This window comes from Streptomyces cynarae (genome assembly GCF_025642135.1).
Taxonomy (GTDB): domain Bacteria; phylum Actinomycetota; class Actinomycetes; order Streptomycetales; family Streptomycetaceae; genus Streptomyces; species Streptomyces cynarae.
The window spans coordinates 3,173,488-3,191,391 of record NZ_CP106793.1 but is presented as its reverse complement, the minus strand read 5'-3'; the positions used below and the strand labels follow the sequence as shown (position 1 = coordinate 3,191,391).

The 17,904-nt window shown below is 73.6% G+C and carries 14 protein-coding genes and 2 pseudogenes; 5 read left to right on the top strand and 11 right to left on the bottom strand.

Annotation, left to right across the window (positions count from 1 at the left end):
* Window positions 1-41 precede the first annotated feature (41 nt).
* Window positions 42-953 (bottom strand): hypothetical protein, encoded by a 912-nt coding sequence (locus N8I84_RS14845; protein WP_263229982.1) that lies wholly within the window; start codon window positions 951-953, stop codon window positions 42-44.
* Window positions 954-1,606: 653 nt separating this feature from the next.
* Window positions 1,607-2,854 carry a cytochrome P450 gene (locus N8I84_RS14840; protein ID WP_263229981.1) on the bottom strand — a complete coding sequence of 416 codons (1,248 nt, stop codon included), beginning with the start codon at window positions 2,852-2,854 and terminating at the stop codon, window positions 1,607-1,609.
* 261 nt (window positions 2,855-3,115) lie between these two features.
* On the opposite strand from N8I84_RS14840, the gene N8I84_RS14835 reads away from it, so the two are divergent.
* Window positions 3,116-3,466, top strand: coding sequence for a YybH family protein (locus N8I84_RS14835; protein WP_263229980.1), 351 nt, complete (start codon window positions 3,116-3,118; stop codon window positions 3,464-3,466).
* Window positions 3,467-3,539: 73 nt separating this feature from the next.
* The gene (locus tag N8I84_RS14830; protein ID WP_263229979.1) at window positions 3,540-5,450 is read left to right on the top strand and encodes a DHA2 family efflux MFS transporter permease subunit; all 1,911 of its coding nucleotides are present in this window, start codon (window positions 3,540-3,542) and stop codon (window positions 5,448-5,450) included.
* A 108-nt stretch (window positions 5,451-5,558) separates the two neighbouring features.
* On the opposite strand, the pseudogene N8I84_RS43125 reads toward N8I84_RS14830, so the two are convergent.
* From N8I84_RS43125 to N8I84_RS14790, 8 genes and pseudogenes are all read right to left on the bottom strand, one after another.
* Window positions 5,559-5,957: pseudogene (locus tag N8I84_RS43125) on the bottom strand (MFS transporter); the annotation flags it as partial.
* A complete protein-coding gene (locus N8I84_RS14820) occupies window positions 5,954-6,658 on the bottom strand; it encodes an MFS transporter (protein ID WP_263229976.1) in 705 nt (234 codons plus the stop codon). The pseudogene N8I84_RS43125 and the gene N8I84_RS14820, both read right to left, overlap by 4 nt.
* Window positions 6,659-6,663: 5 nt before the next feature.
* The gene (locus tag N8I84_RS14815; RefSeq protein WP_263229975.1) at window positions 6,664-7,005 is read right to left on the bottom strand and encodes a hypothetical protein; all 342 of its coding nucleotides are present in this window, start codon (window positions 7,003-7,005) and stop codon (window positions 6,664-6,666) included.
* A gap of 7 nt (window positions 7,006-7,012) precedes the next feature.
* A complete protein-coding gene (locus tag N8I84_RS14810) occupies window positions 7,013-7,309 on the bottom strand; it encodes a phosphopantetheine-binding protein (protein ID WP_263229974.1) in 297 nt (98 codons plus the stop codon).
* 38 nt (window positions 7,310-7,347) lie between these two features.
* Window positions 7,348-8,991 (bottom strand): (2,3-dihydroxybenzoyl)adenylate synthase, encoded by a 1,644-nt coding sequence (locus tag N8I84_RS14805; protein ID WP_263229973.1) that lies wholly within the window; start codon window positions 8,989-8,991, stop codon window positions 7,348-7,350.
* 46 nt (window positions 8,992-9,037) lie between these two features.
* Window positions 9,038-10,093 carry a ketoacyl-ACP synthase III family protein gene (locus N8I84_RS14800; protein WP_263229972.1) on the bottom strand — a complete coding sequence of 352 codons (1,056 nt, stop codon included), beginning with the start codon at window positions 10,091-10,093 and terminating at the stop codon, window positions 9,038-9,040.
* 35 nt (window positions 10,094-10,128) lie between these two features.
* Window positions 10,129-10,323, bottom strand: coding sequence for a tautomerase family protein (locus N8I84_RS14795; protein WP_263229971.1), 195 nt, complete (start codon window positions 10,321-10,323; stop codon window positions 10,129-10,131).
* 37 nt (window positions 10,324-10,360) lie between these two features.
* Window positions 10,361-11,620, bottom strand: coding sequence for a DegT/DnrJ/EryC1/StrS aminotransferase family protein (locus tag N8I84_RS14790; protein WP_263229970.1), 1,260 nt, complete (start codon window positions 11,618-11,620; stop codon window positions 10,361-10,363).
* 232 nt (window positions 11,621-11,852) lie between these two features.
* Here N8I84_RS14790 and N8I84_RS14785 point away from each other — a divergent pair, with 232 nt between their 5' ends.
* Window positions 11,853-12,977, top strand: a complete 1,125-nt coding sequence (locus N8I84_RS14785) for an LLM class flavin-dependent oxidoreductase (protein ID WP_263229969.1) — start codon at window positions 11,853-11,855, stop codon at window positions 12,975-12,977.
* 821 nt (window positions 12,978-13,798) lie between these two features.
* Here the strand turns inward: N8I84_RS14785 and N8I84_RS14780 are convergent.
* The gene (locus N8I84_RS14780) at window positions 13,799-15,901 is read right to left on the bottom strand and encodes a BTAD domain-containing putative transcriptional regulator (RefSeq protein ID WP_263229968.1); all 2,103 of its coding nucleotides are present in this window, start codon (window positions 15,899-15,901) and stop codon (window positions 13,799-13,801) included.
* A 190-nt stretch (window positions 15,902-16,091) separates the two neighbouring features.
* On the opposite strand from N8I84_RS14780, the pseudogene solA reads away from it, so the two are divergent.
* Together solA and N8I84_RS14765 are read left to right on the top strand one after the other, a co-directional pair.
* Window positions 16,092-17,329, top strand: a pseudogene (gene solA, locus N8I84_RS43120) (N-methyl-L-tryptophan oxidase).
* Between the two features lie 32 nt (window positions 17,330-17,361).
* Complete coding sequence (locus N8I84_RS14765) at window positions 17,362-17,868, top strand: flavin reductase family protein (RefSeq protein ID WP_263229966.1); 507 nt, start codon at window positions 17,362-17,364, stop codon at window positions 17,866-17,868.
* Window positions 17,869-17,904: the final 36 nt, after the last annotated feature.

Genomic DNA, 17,904 nt, shown 5'->3' with positions numbered 1-17,904 from the left:
ACTTCAGGTGGGTCGCAGCCCGTGCGGGCACGGGAGGGGGCTCAGGGCAGGGCCGCGGTGATCTCCAGGACGGCGGCGCCCGCTTCCAGCCCCGGCGTGGCGGCGGTGAGCAGCAGCCGGTCGCCGGGCGCCGCGCGACCCGTGGCGCACAGTTCCTCCAGGGCCGGCACCAGGTCGCCCGCGCCGGACGCGCCGCTGAGGGTCGCGGCGAGATCGCCCCGGGCGAGGCCGGCCTCGGCGAGGACCTGGTCCTCGGTGCGGGCGCGCAGCGCGGCCCAACCGGTGCCGGGCGGGATGCGCAGGTCGTAGTGGCCGGGGTCGCAGTTCTCGGCGACCGACAGCACGCGGGCGAAGCCGCCGAGCCGCGAGACGACGAGCGCGTGGCCGGTGGGGGCGCCCGGAGCGGTGGCCGGCGCGTGCGGATCGTCCCGGGCATCGAGGTCGCCCCGGATGTCGGGTACGGGGGCGGCCGGGTCGGATCCGGTGATCAGGACGGCGTCCTTGCCGCCCGGTGCGCGCAGCAGATGGGCGCACAGTCCCAGCGCGGACAGCAGGGAGAGCTGTCCCTGACGCAGCTCGGCCGCGGTGACGGCCCGGCCGAGGGTGCGGTGCAGGACGTAGTGCGGAACCGACAGGTGTGCGGGGCCGGCCGGAAGGGTGCTGCCGTGCAGAAGCGCACCGAACCGTTCGTACGGCAGCCCCGCGCGCGTCAGGGCGGTCCGGGCGGCGTGCACGGCGGCCTCGGGGCCGGGCCGGACCGTGGTGTCGTCGTGGTCGGCCCGGGACGACCGGGCCGCCGAGTCGTGCCCGGTGGCCGTCCAGGACCCGGAGATCGCCCCGGGTCCGGCCGCGGGCGCGGTGCCGGGACGGGCGAAGGCACCCGGTGGACGGATGTGCGCGGTGGCCGGGCGCCAGGTGCCGATGCCCGCGAGATGAATGTGTCCGGCTCTCATCCCGTGCCCTCCTTTCGGTGCGGTGACCGGCGGAGAGCAGCACAACACGCGGGCAGTGCCCGTCTCTTGAGTGGACGTCACTCACAAACGCCCGGACCCGGCCCGGCAACGTGTGGGCGTCGGGGGCCCGTGTGGGGGGTCGGACGGACCGCGCGGGCCGGGCTCGGCAACGTGTGGGCGTCGGGGGCTCGTGTTGGGGGTCGGACGGACCGCGCGGGCCGGGCTCGGCAACGTGTGGGCGTCGGGGGCCCGTGTGGGGGGTCGGACGGACCGTGCGGGCGGGGCTCGGGAACGTGTGGGCGTCGGGGGTCCGTGTGGGGGGTCGGACGGACCGTGCGGGCCGGGCTCGGGAACGTGTGGGCGTCGGGGGTCCGTGTGGGGGTCGGACGGACCGTGCGGGCCGGGCTCGGGAACGTGTGGGCGTCGGGGGCCCGTGTGGGCGGTCGGACGGACCGTGCGGGTCCGGCCCGGCAACGCGTGGGCGGCGGAGGCCCGTGCGGGTTGCCGGACGGACCAGGCGGGCCCGGCTCGGCAACGCGTGGGCGGCGGAGGGGCCCGTGCGGGTTGCCGGACGGACCGCGCGTGGGCCCGGCATGCGACCGGGCCCGGGAGGAGGCCTCCCGGGCCCGGAGCGCCGGATGGGGGACTGCCGGTCACCAGGTGACCGGGAACCGCTCCAGCCTCCTGCTGGCCGCGCCGGGCACGAACCGCAGCTCCTCGTCGGGCACGGCCAGCCGCATGTCCGGGAAGCGGGTTCGCAGCGCCAGCAACGCCTCCTGGATCTCGATGCGGGCGACGGGGGAGCCCAGGCAGTGGTGCACACCGAAGCCGAAGGCCATCTGATGGCTGCCGTTGTCCCGGGCAGGGTCGTGATCCAGCGGGGCCGGGAAGGCGGCAGGGTCGAAGTTGGCCGCCTGGGTGGCGGCGACGATCACCTCGCCCGCGCGGATGCGGACGCCGCCCACCTCCATGTCCTCCGTCGCCTGCCGGGCCAGCGTGCCGCCGAAGTTGCCTATGGGCAGCCGGCGGACCAGCTCCTCGACCTCGGCGGCCAGCTCCGTCCGCTCCGTGGGCACGCTCAGCAGACCCTCCGGGCGGCCCAGGATCTCCCGCAGACAGAGGCCGAGCTGGGCCACGGTGGTCTCGAAGCCGGCGACCAGCAGAGTGCCGCCGAGCGCGACGATCTCCTGATCGGTCAGGGCGTCGTCCTTGTCCGAGGGGCCCTGCCCGGCGGCGGCGAGGATGCTCAGCAGGTCGTCGCCCGGTTCCTTGCGCTTGGCCGCCACGAGCTCGCCGATGTACGCGAGCAGGGCCTGGTGCGCACCGGCGTCGAAGGGCCGGTCGGGTCCGGTCGGGGCGATCAGCGCGTCCCGCCACGCCTCGAAGCGGTGCCGGTCCCCGAGCGGCACGCCGAGCAGTTCGCAGATGACCCGGACCGGAAGCAGCATGCAGAACTGCTCGTTGATGTCCGCGGGACGCGGTCCGGCGGCGAGGTCGTCGAGCAGTTCGCCGGCCATCTCGGCGATGCGGGGCCGCAGCGCCTCGCTGCGGCGCGCGGTGAAGCCCCGGCCCACGATCCGGCGCAGCCGGGTGTGGTCCGGCGGGTCGAGGGTGAGGATCGAGGTGCCGACCCGCTCCACGGCGAGGACCTGCGCGCCGTCCGAGCGGGCGGCGGCCTGCCGCGAGGCCCGCGCGTCGGTGAGGACGGAGCGGACCTCCTGATAGCCGGTGACCAGCCAGGCGGGACGGCCGCTGGGCAGCCGCACCCGGGTCACCGGGTCGCCGGTCGCGAGGTGCGCGTAGGCCAGGGCTCCGTCCGTGCGGGACTCCTCCTCGCCGAAACGCAGTGGGAATTCGGGAAGCAATTCAGCCGTGTCTTCCGAGGTGACGGTTTCGGTCATCGCGGTGAAATTCCTTCGGTGGAAGCCATTCGGATCCGCGGCACCGTACGACCCGTCCGGGTCCCCGGACAATGTACGCAGTCGAACGCCCGGCCGGGACCTATTCCGTGTGCAAGTCCGCTGTGCAAGTGAGGACTTCGCGCTGCCCCCGAAACGGAATGCACTGCCACAATTCCCGGACGGCAGGCCCGTGCGCACCGGCACGCGCGCGCACCGCTGCCGCCTGCCGTTCGCACACCGATGTGGAGAGTGAGTACGCGGATGACTGAACGCGAAACCGCCAAGAGCCCGGAGGACCTGCTGCGGCTCTTCATCGAACGCGGCAACGCCGGGGACGTAGAGGGGCTGCTGGCGCTGTACGAGCCGGACGCCGTGGTGGCCGTCCCGCCGGGCCGCGAGACCACCGGCCACGAGGCGCTGCGCGCGGTCTACACCCAACTGCTGGCGAAGAAGCCCAAGTTCGACGCGGGCACGGTGCTGCCCGTGCTGCGCAGCGGCGACTACGCCCTGACGACGGCGCGCACCGACGACGGTGGCGCCCGTGCCGAGGTTGCCCACCGCCAGCCCGACGGCACCTGGCTCTGGATCATCGACCGGCCGTTCTTCGGCTGACTCGGTCCGCCGGGGGCGGCGGCGACGCGTCCGGCCGCTGCCGCCCGCACCGGACCGCTTCCCAAGGAGTCACATGAACACGAAGCTGCGCGGCAACCCCTGGGCCATGCTGACGGTGCTGTCCCTCGGCTACTTCATGACCATGCTCGACATGACGATCATCAACGTCGCCGTGCCGAGCATCTCCGGCGACCTGCACGCGTCCCTCGCCGACATCGCCTGGATGATCAACGGCTACGTCATCGCCGTGGCGGCGTTCCTCATCACCGCGGGGCGCCTCGGCGACCTCTGGGGGCCGCGCAACCTCTTCCTCGGCGGCGTGGTGCTCTTCACCGTGTCGTCCATGGCCTGCGGCCTGGCCCAGAACACCGAGCAGTTGATCGCCGGCCGGTTCGTGCAGGGCCTGGGCGCGGCGCTACTGCTGCCGCAGACCATGACGTTCATCATCGCGGTCTTCCCCGCGGAGCGGCGCGGCTCGGCGCTCGGCGTGTGGGGCGCGATCGCGGGCGTGGCGACCGTCGCGGGCCCCACACTCGGCGGGCTGCTGATCACCGTCGCCGACTGGCGCTGGGTCTTCTACATCAACCTGCCCATCGGCGTGGCCGTCCTGGTGCTCGGCCCCCTGCTGCTGACCGACGTGCGCCCCGGCCGCCGGGCTTCGCTGGACCCGGTCGGCGTGCTGCTGCTCACCGTCGGCCTGGTGCTGCTCACCTACGGCCTCGCCGAGGGCCAGCGCTACGACTGGGGAACGGTCGACGGCTGGATCACCATCCCGGGGGTGCTCGCCGCCGGTGCCGTGGTGCTGCTGCTGTTCCTGCTGGACCAGCGACGCAAGCAGGGCCGCTCCCCGCTGGTCCCGTTCGAGCTGTTCAAGGACCGCAACTACACGCTGATGAACGGCGTGAACGTCCTGGTGTCGCTGTGCACGGTCGGTGTCTTCCTGCCGCTGAACATCTACCTGCAGTCGGTGCTGGGCTACAACGCGCTCAAGACCGGTCTGACGATGGCGCCCATCGCCGTCGTCTCCGTCGCCGTGGCCCCGGTCGCCGGGCGTCTCGTGGACCGGGTCGGCGGCAAGTACATCCTGGTCGCCGGACTCGTGCTGTTCATCGCAGGCATCGGCTCGGTGGCGTTCATCGCCGAGGTGGACACGCCCTGGTACGCCTTCCTGCCCGGGTTCGCCGTCGCGGGTGCGGGCGTCGGCTGCACCTTCGGGCCGATGCAGACCCTGGCCACGTACGACGTCCCGCACCGGCTCGCCGGGGCCGCGTCCGGAGTTCTCAACAGCAACCGCCAGTTCGGCTCCGTCCTCGGCGGTCTGGTCGCGGTCGCCGTGCTGCAGAACCGACTGCTGGCGGACGTGACCCCGCGAGCCTCCGACGCGGCCCGCGCGCTGCCCGCTCCGCTGCGCGGGCGGTTCGTGGACGAGATGACCGGGGCAGCGGCCGGTGCCGCGGCCGGAGGCGGCCGGTCCGCTCCCGCGCTGGCCCGCGACGCCTCGCCCGAACTGGCCCGGAAGATCACCGACCTGGCTTCCACCGTGCTGTCCCACTCCCTCGTGGCGGCCCTCGTGCCCGCCCTGCTCGTGGTCTGCGGAGCCATGGCGCTCGGGGTGCTGCTCGCGGCGGCGGCCCGGCAGCCCGCCCCGCCGCAGCGGCGGACCAGAGGAGGCCACGGCACCGACGGCCGTGCCGGCCCTGCCGCCGACGGACTGAACGAAGGCCTCCGCCCGGACCGCCGTCCCCGGCACCCCGGGCGGAGGCCTCCACCCGCCGGCCGTCCGCTCCCGCACTCTGCCCGCCCGCCAGGTACGGCGGGCGGACGAGGAGTTCCGGAGCGCGCGGACGGGAGGCGGGGCCGTCAAGCCGCCGCCTTCACCGGCTCGGAGGACGGCGCGGCGGGCGCCGCCACCTGGGTGCGGCGGCGGCCCGGGAGCAGCAGGACCGAGCCGGCACCGAGCACGGCGGGCACGGCGAAGGCGTAGAAGTTCACCGCCGCACCGACGTCCGCGGCGACCAGCAGCCCCGACGGCCGGCCCGGCCACCGCCCCGAACCGCCCGATCCCGAGCGCCCAGCCCAGCGCGGTCGCCCGGATCTGCGGCGGATAGTGCAGCGCCACATAGGCGTTGACCAGGATCTGGGTGCCGATCGTGCCGCATCCGGCGACCGCGACGAGCAGATACAGCGCGGGCGCGTACGTCGCCTGGCTGAGCAGGGCGATGGACACCGCGGCGGCGGCGAAGGAGAGCGCGGTGACCGGCTTCATGCCGATGCGGTCGCCGAGCGGTGCGAGCAGCAGTGAGCCGGCCACCGCGCCCGCGTTCATCGCGACGAGGAACAGCAGCGACCCCGACAACGGGTATCCCGCCCCCTTCATGATCTCGGGCAGCCAGGTGTTCAGTCCGTACACGAGGAGCAGTCCGAAGAAGCTCGTCAGGGCGAACAGCAGGGTGGCCCGCAGGTGGCGGGGCGAGAACAGGGCGAGTGTCACCGCCCGCGCGGAGGCCCGGCCCGCGGCGGCGCGGTGGGCGCGGGCCGGCCGGCGGTGAAGCGCCGTGCCACCGCCTCCGCCTCGGCGAGACGGCCCTCGGCCCGCAGGAACGCCGCCGACTCCGGCAGGTACCGCCACAGCAGAGGCACCACCAGTACCAGCGGCAGCACCCCGATCCAGAACATGACGCGGAAGCCGTAGCGCGGCAGCAGCGGCATCGCCAGCACCGCGGCGAGGATCCCGCCGACCGAATAACCGGAGAACATCAGCGCGTTGTTGAGGCTGCGCCGGTGCGGCGCCGAGCACTCCACGGTCAGGGCGATCGCCGTGGGCATGACCCCGCCCAGGCCCAGACCGCCGAGCGCCCGGAACAGCCCGAGCCAGCCGGGCGTGGGGGCGAGCGCGCAGGCCGCCATGGCGAGCGAGAACCACGCCACGCTGATCAGGACGGTGCGGCGACGCCCCAGGACGTCCGCGACCGCGCCCGCGCACAGGGCGCCGACCAGCATGCCGAACAACCCGTAGCTGCCGATCGCGCCCGCCTCGGTGGGCGTCAGGTGCCACGGCTCGTAGCGGAGCAGCTCCGGCACCACCGCGCCGTACACGATCAGGTCGTAGCCCTCGCACACGATCGCCGCGAAGCAGAGCCCCACGACCAGCAGTTCGCCGCGTCGCGCACGGGGGAAGAGAGCCGTCGTCATGGCGCTCACACCCCCGCCGCGGCCGTGAGCGGGGCGAGTTCGCGCGCCATGGTGCGCACGTCGCCCGCGATGCACCGGGCTATCCCGGGCAGCCCGTCCGACACGGGCAGCCGACGGGACCAGGAACGCGGCTTCGCCGGACCGTCATGGGTCATCCGGAATTGCAGCTGGAACGAGTCTCCGGATTCCCGCAGATGTACGTGGAAATGCGTGTCGGGGATGTCGAGCGTCACCTCGTCCCCGACGCAGGAGAAACGGACGAGCTGTTCCACGTCGGCATCCAGCAGATGCCGGGCGAGCCGGGCAGCCGTTCCGGCGACATGGAATTTCCGTACTCGGGTGGCCATGATTTCCTCACCTCTCCCCGTTCCCGGAGTTCTCGGCGTTCTCAGTGTTCTCAGTGTTCTCGGCGTTCTCGGCGTTCTCGGAGACGAGCCGGGCCCAGGCGTTCACGGTGGGCTCGGCGGCCAGGTCCTGGTACTTCACCCGGATTCCGGCGCGGCGCCAGCGCGAGCCGAGCCGCATGACCTGGAGCGAGGTCAGCCCGAGGTCGACCAGGCGGGCGTCGCCGGGGACCTCCTGCGGGGCGGTGCCGAGCAGCTCGGCGACCGCCGCCCGCACCTCGTCCTCGGCTCGGATGGTGCTGTTCATGGGAGTTCCTCCCTCTCGGTGGTGGGACGGCGGGACGGTCAGCCGGCGGGCAGCAGACCGGCGGCCGCAGGCGCGTCCTCGCCCCGGGCGATCGCGGACAGCCGCTTCTTGTCGACCTTGCCGAGCCCGGTCAGCGGCAGGCTGCCGAGGTACTCGACCCGGTCCGGGAGCTTGTACTCGGCAAGGCCCCTGGCCCGCAGCGCCTCCTTGAGCTCCACCAGGGACGGCGGGGTGCCCTGGGGCACGACGAAGGCGCAGGTCTTCTCGCCCAGGTAGGTGTCGGGTACGGGCACCAGCGCAGCCCGCGCCACCGCCGGCAGGGTCAGCAGATGCCGCTCGACCTCGTCGGCCGGGACCTTGTCGCCGCCGCGGATGATGACGTCCTTGATGCGGCCCTCGATCACCAGGTTGCCGTCCTCGGTGAGCCGGGCCAGGTCACCGCTGCGGTAGAAGCCGTCCGCGGTGAAGGCGCGCGCGTTGTGCTCCGGCGCCCGGTAGTAGCCACGCAGTGTGTACGGCCCGCGGGCCAGCAGCTCACCGGTCTCGCCGACCGGCACCTCGCGGTCGTCCTCGCCCACGATGCGGATCTCGTCGGCGGGTGAGATCGCGCGGCCCTGCGTGGTCAGGACCGTCTCCTGCGGATCGCCCTCGCGGGTGAAGGTCAGCAGGCCCTCCGCCATGCCGAACACCTGTTGCAGCCGGCAGCCGAACGCCGGTTCGACCCGCGCGGCGACCTCCGGGTGCAGCTTCGCGCTGCCGATCTGCAGGGTGCGCAGCGAGGAGATGTCGTTGTCCAGCCACTCGGCCTCGTCGAGCCACATCTGTACGACGCTGGGCACGACGGAGGTTATCGTCACCCCCTCCTGCTCGATGAGCGCGAAGCACACGTCGGGCGTGGGCTCCTCGGCGAACACCACCGTGCCGCCCTGCTGAAGTGCTCCGATCACACCCGGGCAGCCCCAGGTGAAGTTGAACTCGACCGGCAGCACCGCGAGATACACGTCCCGCTCGCCCAGGCCGGACGCCTGGGAGGCGGCCCGCGCCTGGTACGCGTACTCCTCGTGGATCCGCGGGATCAGCTTCGGCAGGCCCGTGGTGCCGCCGGACAGCAGGAAGAACGCCACGTCCGACGGGTCCGGCGCGGGCAGTTCCTCCGGCTCGGCGTCCACCTCTGCGAGCGGCACCGCGCCGACGCCGGCGGTGTCCTCGCCGTACACGAACAGGTGTAGCAACGCGGGCAGTTCGTCACGGACCCGGCGCGCGAGCCCCAGGTGGTCGAAACCGTTCAGCTCGGCCGGGAAGACATAGCCGACCGCCTGCGACAGCTCGCACAGGTGGCGGACCTCGGCCGCACGGTGCGCGGGCAGGCAGAACACCGGTTTGGCGTCCAGGCGGAACAGCGCGAAGCAGACCACGACGAACTCCGGCGTGTTGGGCAGTTGCACCACCACGCGGTCCCCGGCCCTGATGCCGCGAGCCCTGAAGCCCGCGGCCATGCGCCGGGAGCGGCGGTCGAGTTCGTCGTACGTCAGCCGGGTGCCCGGCCCGACGAGGGCGGTCCTGCCACCGACCCGGCGGACGGACTCGTCCAGCAGATCCAGCAGCGTCTCACCGCGCCAGTAGCCCTCGGTGCGGTAGCGCTCGGCGACGTCCTGCGGCCAGGGCGTGCATCCGTCGAGCATGGTCGTCTCCTTCAACTCGTACTCGATGTGGGGCGGTCGGCGGCGGTCACCCGGACGCGGCGTCCGTTTCGTCGGTGAGCGGCGCGGTGATCTCGACCACGGCGCAGCCGCACTCCATGCCCGGGGTCGCGCCGACCAGCAGGACCCGGTCCCCGGGCACCACCTGGCCGGTGGTCCACAGGTACTCGAGGCCGATCGCCAGGTCGTTGACGCTGGCGTGGCCGGTACGGCGGGCCATCTCCCAGGTGCTGCGGGAGATGTCGAAGCCGAGCGGTTCGAGGAACATCGCCTCCAGGGCGTCCCGGGTGAAGGACACGGTGACCACGCGGGCGATGTCCTCGATGGCGGTCCCGGCCTCCGCGAGCGTGCGCTGCACGGCCTCCTCGCACAGCTCCTGCCAGCTGCCGCCCGGCGGGGTGTGCCCCTCGGCCCACTTGCGCCGCCAGTAGTCGGAACGCGACTGGAAGTCCATCAGCCGTTCCTGCGGCTGCTGCGGCGGCAGCTGCACGCGGCCGTCGCGGTGGCGCCACTCCATGTGCGGATCCGACAGCGAGCCGACGGCCAGCAGCCGCGCGAAGCCGGAGCGGCGGGAGACCACCAGGGCGGAGCCCGCGTCGCCGAGCACGAACAGGTCCATCGCGCGCCAGCGGTCCACCAGCGGAGTGGAGAAGGTGTCCGCGCCCGTCAGCAGCACCGCGTCCTTGCCTTCCGGGGCGGCGGCCAGCTGCGCGGCGGCCATGCCGAGCGCGGACAGCATGCCCAGGCAGCCCTGGCGCACCTCGACCGCGCTGATCGGCGTGGCGAGGGTGTGCAGCAGCACGTAGTGCTGCGCCGACCAGCCCTCCTGGCCCTGGCTGAAGGTGCCGGTGTGCAGCAGGGACGCGAAGTCCTCGGGGCGGTGGCCGGAGCGGCGCAGCGCGGTGCGCGCCGCGCGCACCGCCATCTCGGGGGCGGGCAGTCCGCTCTCCACCGTCACCGACTCGATGCCGGACGCCTCCCGGGCGTCGGCGTCCCACCAGCCGGCCTTCACGGCCTGTTCGGTGGGGACGGCCGGGGGCAGATAGGTGCCCACGCCGGCCAGGTAGATGTCGTCGACCTTCACCTCACGGTCCTCCTTCCGCGCACGCTCAGGGGCCGCTACTGGTCGGCGGAGCCGGGCTTGCCGCCGATGCCCCAGCGCCTGCGGGGCACTCCCTGCACGGCGATCCAGGTCTGTTCGGCGGCGCCGGGTCCGAACACGTCGCCGACGGCTTCGGTGAGGCGGGCGATGAGCGCGGCCTCGGTCTGCTCGTCGAGGCGGTCCTCGTAGAGCTTCACGTCGATGAAGGGCATGGTGGGCTCCTCGGGAAGAAGGGGAGGTGGGAAGGGGTCAGCCGCGAGCCGCGCCGACCGGCTGGGCGTCGGCGGCCGGGGCCAGCGCCTCTGCCAGGGCCTCGTCCAGTGCGTTCACCAGGTGGTCGACCTGTGCGTCGGACAGCCCCGGGTGGCAGGGCAGGTTGACGTGCTCGTGGAACCACAGGTGCTCGGCGACCGGGCACTCGCCGGTGCCGTGGCCGCGCTGCTGCCACTCCGGCAGCAGGTGCAGCGGGAAGTAGCGCAACTGCACTTCCACGCCACGGGAGTTGAGGCCGTGCACCAGGCGCTCGCGGGCGCCGTCCGGGCCGTCCAGGAAGCAGGTGTACAGGTGCTGGGCGTGCTGGATGCCCGGCCTCGGCCGCTGCACGCGGGTGTACGGGTGGGCGGCGACGACCTCGTCGAGGCGCGCGGCGATCGCGCGGCGCCGGGCCACCAGTGTGTCGAGCCGGTCCATCTGCACGAGACCCACGGCGGCCGCGGCCTCCGACAGGGTCGCGTTCGTGCCCGGCCTGCGGAACTCGGAGACCACCCGCTCATAGGCGCCCGAGGTGAACTTCATCCAGGGCAGCAGCTCCGGGGCCGGTGCGGTGGGCTCCGGCACCGCCGTCAGGACCCCGTCGATCTCGTTGGACCGCAGCCGGTCGATCCGCTCCGCCCAGTCGTCCCGGTCGAAGGTCAGCATGCCGCCCTCGCCCAGGGTGCTGATGTTCTTGGCGGAGTGGAAGCTGAAGCAGCCGATGTCGCCGAGCGAACCGGGGCGCCGTCCGTCGTACCGGGCGCCGAGGGCGTGGGCGCAGTCCTCGATCACGGTGATGCCGCGCTCGCGGGCGATCGCCATGATCTCGTCCATGTCGGCCGACCAGCCGCCGTAGTGCACCAGCAGGATGGCCCGCGTCCGCTCGTTGACCAGGGACTTCAGAACGACCGGGTCCATGTTCAGGGACTCGGGTTGTACGTCGCAGAAGCGCACCCGGGCCGGCGACCCGAGCAGCGGCTGGGCGGTCGCCTGGAACGTCTGCGGGGTGACGACGACCTCGTCGCCCGGCTGTAGGTCCAGCAGATGGATGGCCAGTTCCAGGGCAACCGTGCCGCTGGTGACCGACAGGGCGTGACGGGCCCCCACATGGCGGGCGAAGCGCTCCTCGAAGCGTTCCCGCCAGGCGCCCATCGTCAGCGCGTCGTCAGAGGCGACGACGTCCTCGAGAGCCGCGACCTCGGCCGCGCCGAGTATGGTTCCGCGTTTCGCGTACGGCACGGAATAACTTCCCCGCATGGTCATCCCCTTCTTGCCAGCTCGACTTGCTCGCCGATCGCGTACTGCATTCGCAGCTTAGGGATGCGGGGGAGTGGGGGAAGGAATCCGGGCCTTTGCTGACTCCAGGCTGACGTCCTGACATCGGCCGCCGGTCCTTCCTTGACAGTTGATGACGTGTCGGGGGCAATGTGGGGTGCGTGGCAAGGCGAGTCCAAGAACGAGGACGCATACACGACCACAGGGAGTCGTCATGGAATTCGGTGTGAACTTCTTTCCGGTCATCGACCCGGCCGAGAAAACGGCGACGGCCTACTACGACGAGACGCTGCGGCTCATCGAACTGGCCGAGTCCCTCGGTTTCACCCAGGCGCAGACCGTCGAACACTACTTCTCGGGCTACGGCGGTTACTGCCCCGACCCGATCACGCTGCTCACGGCGGCCGCCGCCCGCACCACGCGGATCCGGCTGGCCACCGGGGCGTGCGTGCCCGCCTTCACCCACCCGGTGAAACTGGCCGGCAAGCTGGCCATGCTCGACCACCTCTCGCACGGCCGGCTCGACGTCGGCTTCGGACGCGCCTTCCTGCCCACGGAGTTCGAGGCGTTCGGCGTGTCCATGGACGAGAGCCGGGCCCGGTTCGCCGAGGGTGTCGAGGCGATCCGCAGGCTGTGGACGGAGGAGAACCTGGTCTGGGAGGGCAGCTTCCACCGGTTCGGGCCGGTCACCATGCTGCCCCGGCCGTACCAGGACCCGCACCCGCCGATCTACATCGCCTCGGCGTCCAGCGCCGAGTCCTGCGCGGCGGCCGGCACCGCCGGGCACCACTTGCAGGTCGTGCCGTCGGTCACCTCCGCCGAGCAACTGGCCGCGATGCTGGTCCACTACCGCCGGGCCTGGGACGCGGCGGGGCACGACCCGGCGGCCCGCCGCATCCAGATCAAATTCACCTGCTATGTGGACGCCGACCGGGAAACGGCGTACCAGCAGGGCGAATTCTACGAGCGCAACTACGTGGACCACATGGCGAAGGCCGTCGCCCCGCTCGCCGAGAGGGGATCGGCGGACTATCCCGGGTACGAGAAGTTCCTCGAGAAGGCACGGAATTACGACTTCCGTGCCGCGCTCGGGGCGAACAAGGTACTGGCGGGAAATCCGTCCGACGTGCTCGCCCAGATCGAGACGGTACGCGAGCAGTTCGGCACGGATCTCTCCTTCAGCCTCCAGTTCAACCCGGGCGCCATGGAATACGGCCGGGCGGCAGCCGCGATGGAATTGTTCGCGGCCGAGGTGATGCCGGCGTTCCAGGACGACGCGCCGCAGGACGGCACGGGCGCCGAGATCCGCTGCCGCGCCGCGCTCGCGGTGCCGGCCTGACCGGAAGCCGGAAGCCGGCCCGGCGAGAACGCGGTGAGCGGCTTGTTCCATCGGGGTCCCCCAGGGCGGCACGGACGGCGCTGGGGACCCCCTCGGGAGGAGGCCCCCGGCCGGCGTCGCTGTCGGCGCAGGCGCCGCGGTGAGGGCTCTTGGCCCCCTGTGGTACGGGTGGTCAGGTCGGCTGCCGTGCCGCGCTCGCGGTGCCGGCCTGACCGGACGGCGGAAGCCGGAAGCCGGAAGTCGGCCCGGCGAGGAACGCGGTGAGCGGCTTGTTCCATCGGGGACCCCCAGGGCGGCACGGACGGCGCTGGGGATCCCCTCGGGAGGAGGCCCCCGGCCGGCGTCGCTGTCGGCGCCGGCGCCGCGGTGAGGGCTCTTGGCCCCCTGTGGTACGGGTGGTCAGGTCGGCTGCCGTGCCGCGCTCGCGGTGCCGGCCTGACCGGACGGCGGAAGCCGGCCCGGCGAGAACGCGGTGAGCGGCTTGTTCTATCGGGGCCCCCAGGGCGGCACGGACGGCGCTGGGGATCCCCTCGGGAGGAGGCCCCAGGCCGGCGTCGCTGTCGGCGTCGGCGCCGCGGTGACGGCTCTTGCTCCCCGTGGTCGGGTGGTCAGGTCGGCTGCCGTGCCGCGCTCGCGGTGCCGGCCTGACCGGACGGCGGAAGCCGGCCCGGCGAGAACGCGGTGAGCGGCTTGTTCCATCGGGGGCCCCAGGCCGGCACGGACGGCGCTGGGGGACCCCTTCGGGTGGAGGCGCCTCCGGCCGGCGTCGCTATCGGCGTCGGCGCCGCGGTGGCGGCTCTCGCTTCCTGTGGTGCGGGTGGTCAGGTCGGCTGCCGTGCCGCGCTCGCGGTGCCGGTCCGAGCGGGCGCCGGGAGCCGGCTGCCGAGAAGCGCGGTGAGGTGCTCCACCTGAGCCTGCAACTCCTTCTGCTGCGAAGCGAGCAGCGCGACCCGCTCGCGCAGCCGGATCAACTCCCGCCGCTCCGCGGCCCGCTCCGGCTCCGGCCCGTTGCTGACCCACACACCCCGACCTCCGGGCCCTGTAGTCGCCGTCTCCCGCGGGGCCCGTGGCACGGCTCGCGGCCGACCGGGGCCGGGAGAAGCGAGTCCGCCCCCGCGCCCGGTGCCGCTGCTCGTGGCGGGTACGGGGCCGGCGTGACCGGGGTCGCGGCCCGCGGCGCCGGACCCGGTGGTGCCTGACCCCGGGACGGTACCGGGAGCGCGGTCGTCGCCGTGGCCGGTGCGCCGAGCACGGCCGTCCGTGCCGCCGGGGCCCGTGGCGACGCGGGTGGCGGTTCCGGTCGTGGAGGAGCGCCCGTTCGCGACGTCGCCGTCGTCGGCGGCGCCGGAGCGGGCGCCGATGCCACCGCGTGCGGCTCCGGCCGGTTCGTGCGCCCCCGGGACGCCTGGCCCCCGACCGGCCGGGACGGGGCCGCGTGCAGGCGCTTCCCGCATGCCCTCGGCCTCGACCGGCCGACGCCCCTCCGCATCGGGCGCCGGCTGCCGCCGGTCCGACCCGGCGTCCGTGGGCTGGGACGGGCGGCCGTTCGAGTGAGGCTGGTGGGCCGAGGAGTCTGGCCGACGTCCGTTCGGGCCGGGTCGGGAGGCGGTGGCATCGGGCCGGTGGCCGGCCGGGACCGGTCGGGGCACCGTGGAATCGGGGCGACGACCGTTGGGGCCCGGTCGGGGGGCCGTGGGACGTGGCCGACGTCCGTTCGGATCCGGGTGGAGGGCCGTGAAGTCGGGCTGCCGACCGCTCACGTTCGGCGTCGGCGCCGTGGGATCGGGTCGATGACCGCTGGGGCCCGCCCAAGGGGACTCGGGTTCCGCCTGACGACCGTGCCGGCCCGGCGAGGAGCTCTCCGTAGCGGGGTCATCATCCCGTCGGCCCGGTGCGTGGACCTGCGAACCGGAGCCGAGGCCGGTGCCGGTGCCGTAGGGGGTCGGCCGGGGCCTCCCCGGTACCAGCGCGGAGCCGCCCGGGACGGCTCCGGGAACACGCCGTCCCGGTCCGGGCTCCTCGGGGTCGAACCCGAAGTCGCCAGCGGCGGTTTCGGATTCCCGTACGTCCGGTGCAAGTTCCTCCTGGCTGCAGCCGAGGGCGCCGCCCCGGAACGCCTCGAACTTCGGTACGCCCGGCCCGGACTCCTGAACGCCGCCCCCGAAGCCCCCGGCAGCGGTGTCGGGCCGCCGCAGGCCCGATGCGGGCTCCTCCCGCCCCGAACCGAGACCGCCCGGGAGCGTCACGGACTCGCGCGGAGCCGGCTCGTCGGCAGGGAGGTCGTAGCCGCCGACACGGCGCATCGCCAGGGCCAGTTGCTCCTGGAAGCGGGAGCGGCCGGGGTGCGCCAGGGCGACCGCGTCGATCTCCTCCACCAGCTGCGCGTGGCGCCCGGCGCGCAGCCCGCAGTCGAAGTACAGCTCCAGCACGTCGAGCCGCTCCGCCTCCAGCCGCCGGGCGACCCCGGAGCACAGGGGTCCGCGCGCACTGCCGTACAGGGCGGGCCCCCGCCACAGTGCCAGCGCGTCGCGCAACTGCCGCCAGGCGGCGCGCGGATCGCGCTCCACCAGGGCCCGGCCGCGCTCGACGGCGTTGCGGAAGCGGGCGCGGTCCAGTTCCTCGGGGCGGACCTGGAGCAGATATCCGGCACCCCGGGCCACCAGGCGCGGGGTGTTGGCCCGCTCCGGCTCCACCGAGATCAGCGCCTGCCGCAGCCGCGACACGTGCGCCTGCAGCGCGTTGCCCGCCTTGCCGGGCGGGCAGTCGCCCCACAGCTCGCGGATCAGATGCTCCGCGGGGACGACACCGCCCGGCCGGGTGAGCAGCGCGCCGAGCAGGGTGCGCTGTTTCGGGCTGGTGAGCGCCACGCCTGGTGCGCGCGGTGCGGCGGCCACCTCCGGGGCGCCCAAGATCCGGAATTCCATGCGGTCCCTCTTTCGATCCGTCCGGTCCGCGACCGCTCCGCCGTCGCGGGCCGTTCCCCGTGTTCGACGCGCGGGTGTCTCCCGCCGCGCCGATCGGACCACGCGTCCCGCCCGGGCAGCGTGAGTGAGCGGTACTCAACTGAGCGGTCGTCAGACGGCGCTCACCGCGCCCTCCCGGCCGGGGACCCGGATGAGTGGTGGCTACTCAGGCCCCGCGCCGGCGCCGGGTGGTGTGGTGGACGCCGTCGGCCGGCCGGACCGTGGCCGGCCCGAAGGAGGAGGGGACATGGCCGGGTGGGACGCGGAAGTGGCCGTCGTGGGCCTGGGAGCCTGGGGCGCTTCGGCCCTGTGGCAGCTGGCGGCGCGCGGCATCGACGCCGTGGGACTCGACCGCCATGAGCCGGGCCACCCGTTCGGCTCCTCGCACGGCGGCTCCCGGATGTTCCGCGTCACCTGCCTGGAACACCCCCACCTGGTCCCCCTGGCCCGCCGCTCCTTGGAGCTGTGGCACCAGCTGGAGCAGGCCCACGGGCAGCAGTTGTTCGTTCCCGCGGGCGGTCTGCTGATCGGCCCCGAGGACGGTCTCATCGCCGGCGGCACCCTGCGCGCGGCCCGCGTCCACGGCATCGAGGTGGAGACCCTGACCCCGGCCCGGCTGCGCGAGCGCTTCCCCCGGCAGGCCGCGCTGCCCGCCGACCACATCGGCGTGTGGGAGCCGTCCGCGGGCATCCTGCGCCCGGAGGAGTCGGTGCGGGCCGCCGTCGGCCTGGCCCGGGCCGCCGGGGCCTGGTCCACACCGGCACCCGTGTCGACGCGATCGAACTGGTGCCCGGCGGCGCGCTGGTGCGTACGGCCCAGACCGAACTGCGGGTCCGTCAGGTCGTCGTCGCGGCCGGCGCGTGGCTCGGCTCCCTGGTGCCGGGCCTGCCCGTGGAGACGTACCGGATGCCGATCACCTGGTTCCGTCCCCGGGCGGGCCACGAGGACGGCTTCGGCCTCGCCGACCTGCCCGTCTTCATGCGCGAGATCGAGGGCGGCCGGGTGCTGTGGGGCAACGGCGCCGAGAACGGGCACGACGTCAAACTCGGCCTGGAGGAGCACGGGCGGGTGCCCACCCCGCTGGACCCGCTGACCGACGACCGCGCGGTCCTCCCCGAGGACTGGACGGAGCTCGGCTCCCTGCTCCCCGAGAAGCTGCCCGGCCTCGCCGACGTGCCGTCGAAGGTCGCGGTCTGCATGTACGCGAAGACCCCCGACGGCCAGTTCGTCATCGGACGCCCCGGCGGGGACAGCAGGCTCGTGGTCGCCGGCGGGTGCAACGCCCACGGGTTCAAGCACGCCACGGGCATCGGCGAGCTCCTCGCCGACCTGGTGCAGCACAAGCCCGCGGCGATCGACGCCGGCTTCCTCTCCCCGGACCGTTTCTGACGGCCCGGACCGCTTGCGACGGAAGGTGAATCATGACTGTTGAGGCACTCGCGCGGCCCTCCCTCATCGGCAACCAGGAGTTCCGCGACGCGATGGCGCTGCTCGCCGCCCCCGTCACGGTCGTCACCACCGTGGACGCGGTGGGACGGCGGCGCGGGTTCACGGCCAGCGCCGTCTCCTCGGTGTCCATGGACCCGCCGCTGCTGTCGGTGGGCCTGGCCCGCACCTCCAGCTGCCACGACGACCTGCTGGCCGCACCCGAATTCGTGGTCAACGTGCTCGCCGGGCACCAGCAGGACGTCGCCCGGGGCTTCGCCCGGCAGGGCCAGGACCGGTTCGCCCAGGGGACCTTCGCCGAGTGGCCGGGCACCGGACTGCCGTATCTGCCCGACGCCCTGATGACGCTGCACTGCCGGCTCGACCAGGTGGTGGAGGCCGGCGACCACGTCCTCGTACTGGGCGCGATCTGCGGCACCCGGACCAGCGCTCCGGGCAAGGCCCTCGTCTGGTACGACCGCGCCTTCCACACCCCCGGCTGACCGGGCCCGCCGCGCCCGCCCACCCACCGTGAGACG

Coding starts and splice junctions, on each gene's coding strand:
- N8I84_RS14845 (WP_263229982.1), bottom strand. CDS start 953: ATGAGAGCCGGACACATTCATCTCGCGGGCATCGGCACCTGGCGCCCG.
- N8I84_RS14840 (WP_263229981.1), bottom strand. CDS start 2,854: ATGACCGAAACCGTCACCTCGGAAGACACGGCTGAATTGCTTCCCGAA.
- N8I84_RS14835 (WP_263229980.1), top strand. CDS start 3,116: ATGACTGAACGCGAAACCGCCAAGAGCCCGGAGGACCTGCTGCGGCTC.
- N8I84_RS14830 (WP_263229979.1), top strand. CDS start 3,540: ATGAACACGAAGCTGCGCGGCAACCCCTGGGCCATGCTGACGGTGCTG.
- N8I84_RS14820 (WP_263229976.1), bottom strand. CDS start 6,658: ATGACGACGGCTCTCTTCCCCCGTGCGCGACGCGGCGAACTGCTGGTC.
- N8I84_RS14815 (WP_263229975.1), bottom strand. CDS start 7,005: ATGGCCACCCGAGTACGGAAATTCCATGTCGCCGGAACGGCTGCCCGG.
- N8I84_RS14810 (WP_263229974.1), bottom strand. CDS start 7,309: ATGAACAGCACCATCCGAGCCGAGGACGAGGTGCGGGCGGCGGTCGCC.
- N8I84_RS14805 (WP_263229973.1), bottom strand. CDS start 8,991: ATGCTCGACGGATGCACGCCCTGGCCGCAGGACGTCGCCGAGCGCTAC.
- N8I84_RS14795 (WP_263229971.1), bottom strand. CDS start 10,323: ATGCCCTTCATCGACGTGAAGCTCTACGAGGACCGCCTCGACGAGCAG.
- N8I84_RS14790 (WP_263229970.1), bottom strand. CDS start 11,620: ATGCGGGGAAGTTATTCCGTGCCGTACGCGAAACGCGGAACCATACTC.
- N8I84_RS14785 (WP_263229969.1), top strand. CDS start 11,853: ATGGAATTCGGTGTGAACTTCTTTCCGGTCATCGACCCGGCCGAGAAA.
- N8I84_RS14780 (WP_263229968.1), bottom strand. CDS start 15,901: ATGGAATTCCGGATCTTGGGCGCCCCGGAGGTGGCCGCCGCACCGCGC.
- N8I84_RS14765 (WP_263229966.1), top strand. CDS start 17,362: ATGACTGTTGAGGCACTCGCGCGGCCCTCCCTCATCGGCAACCAGGAG.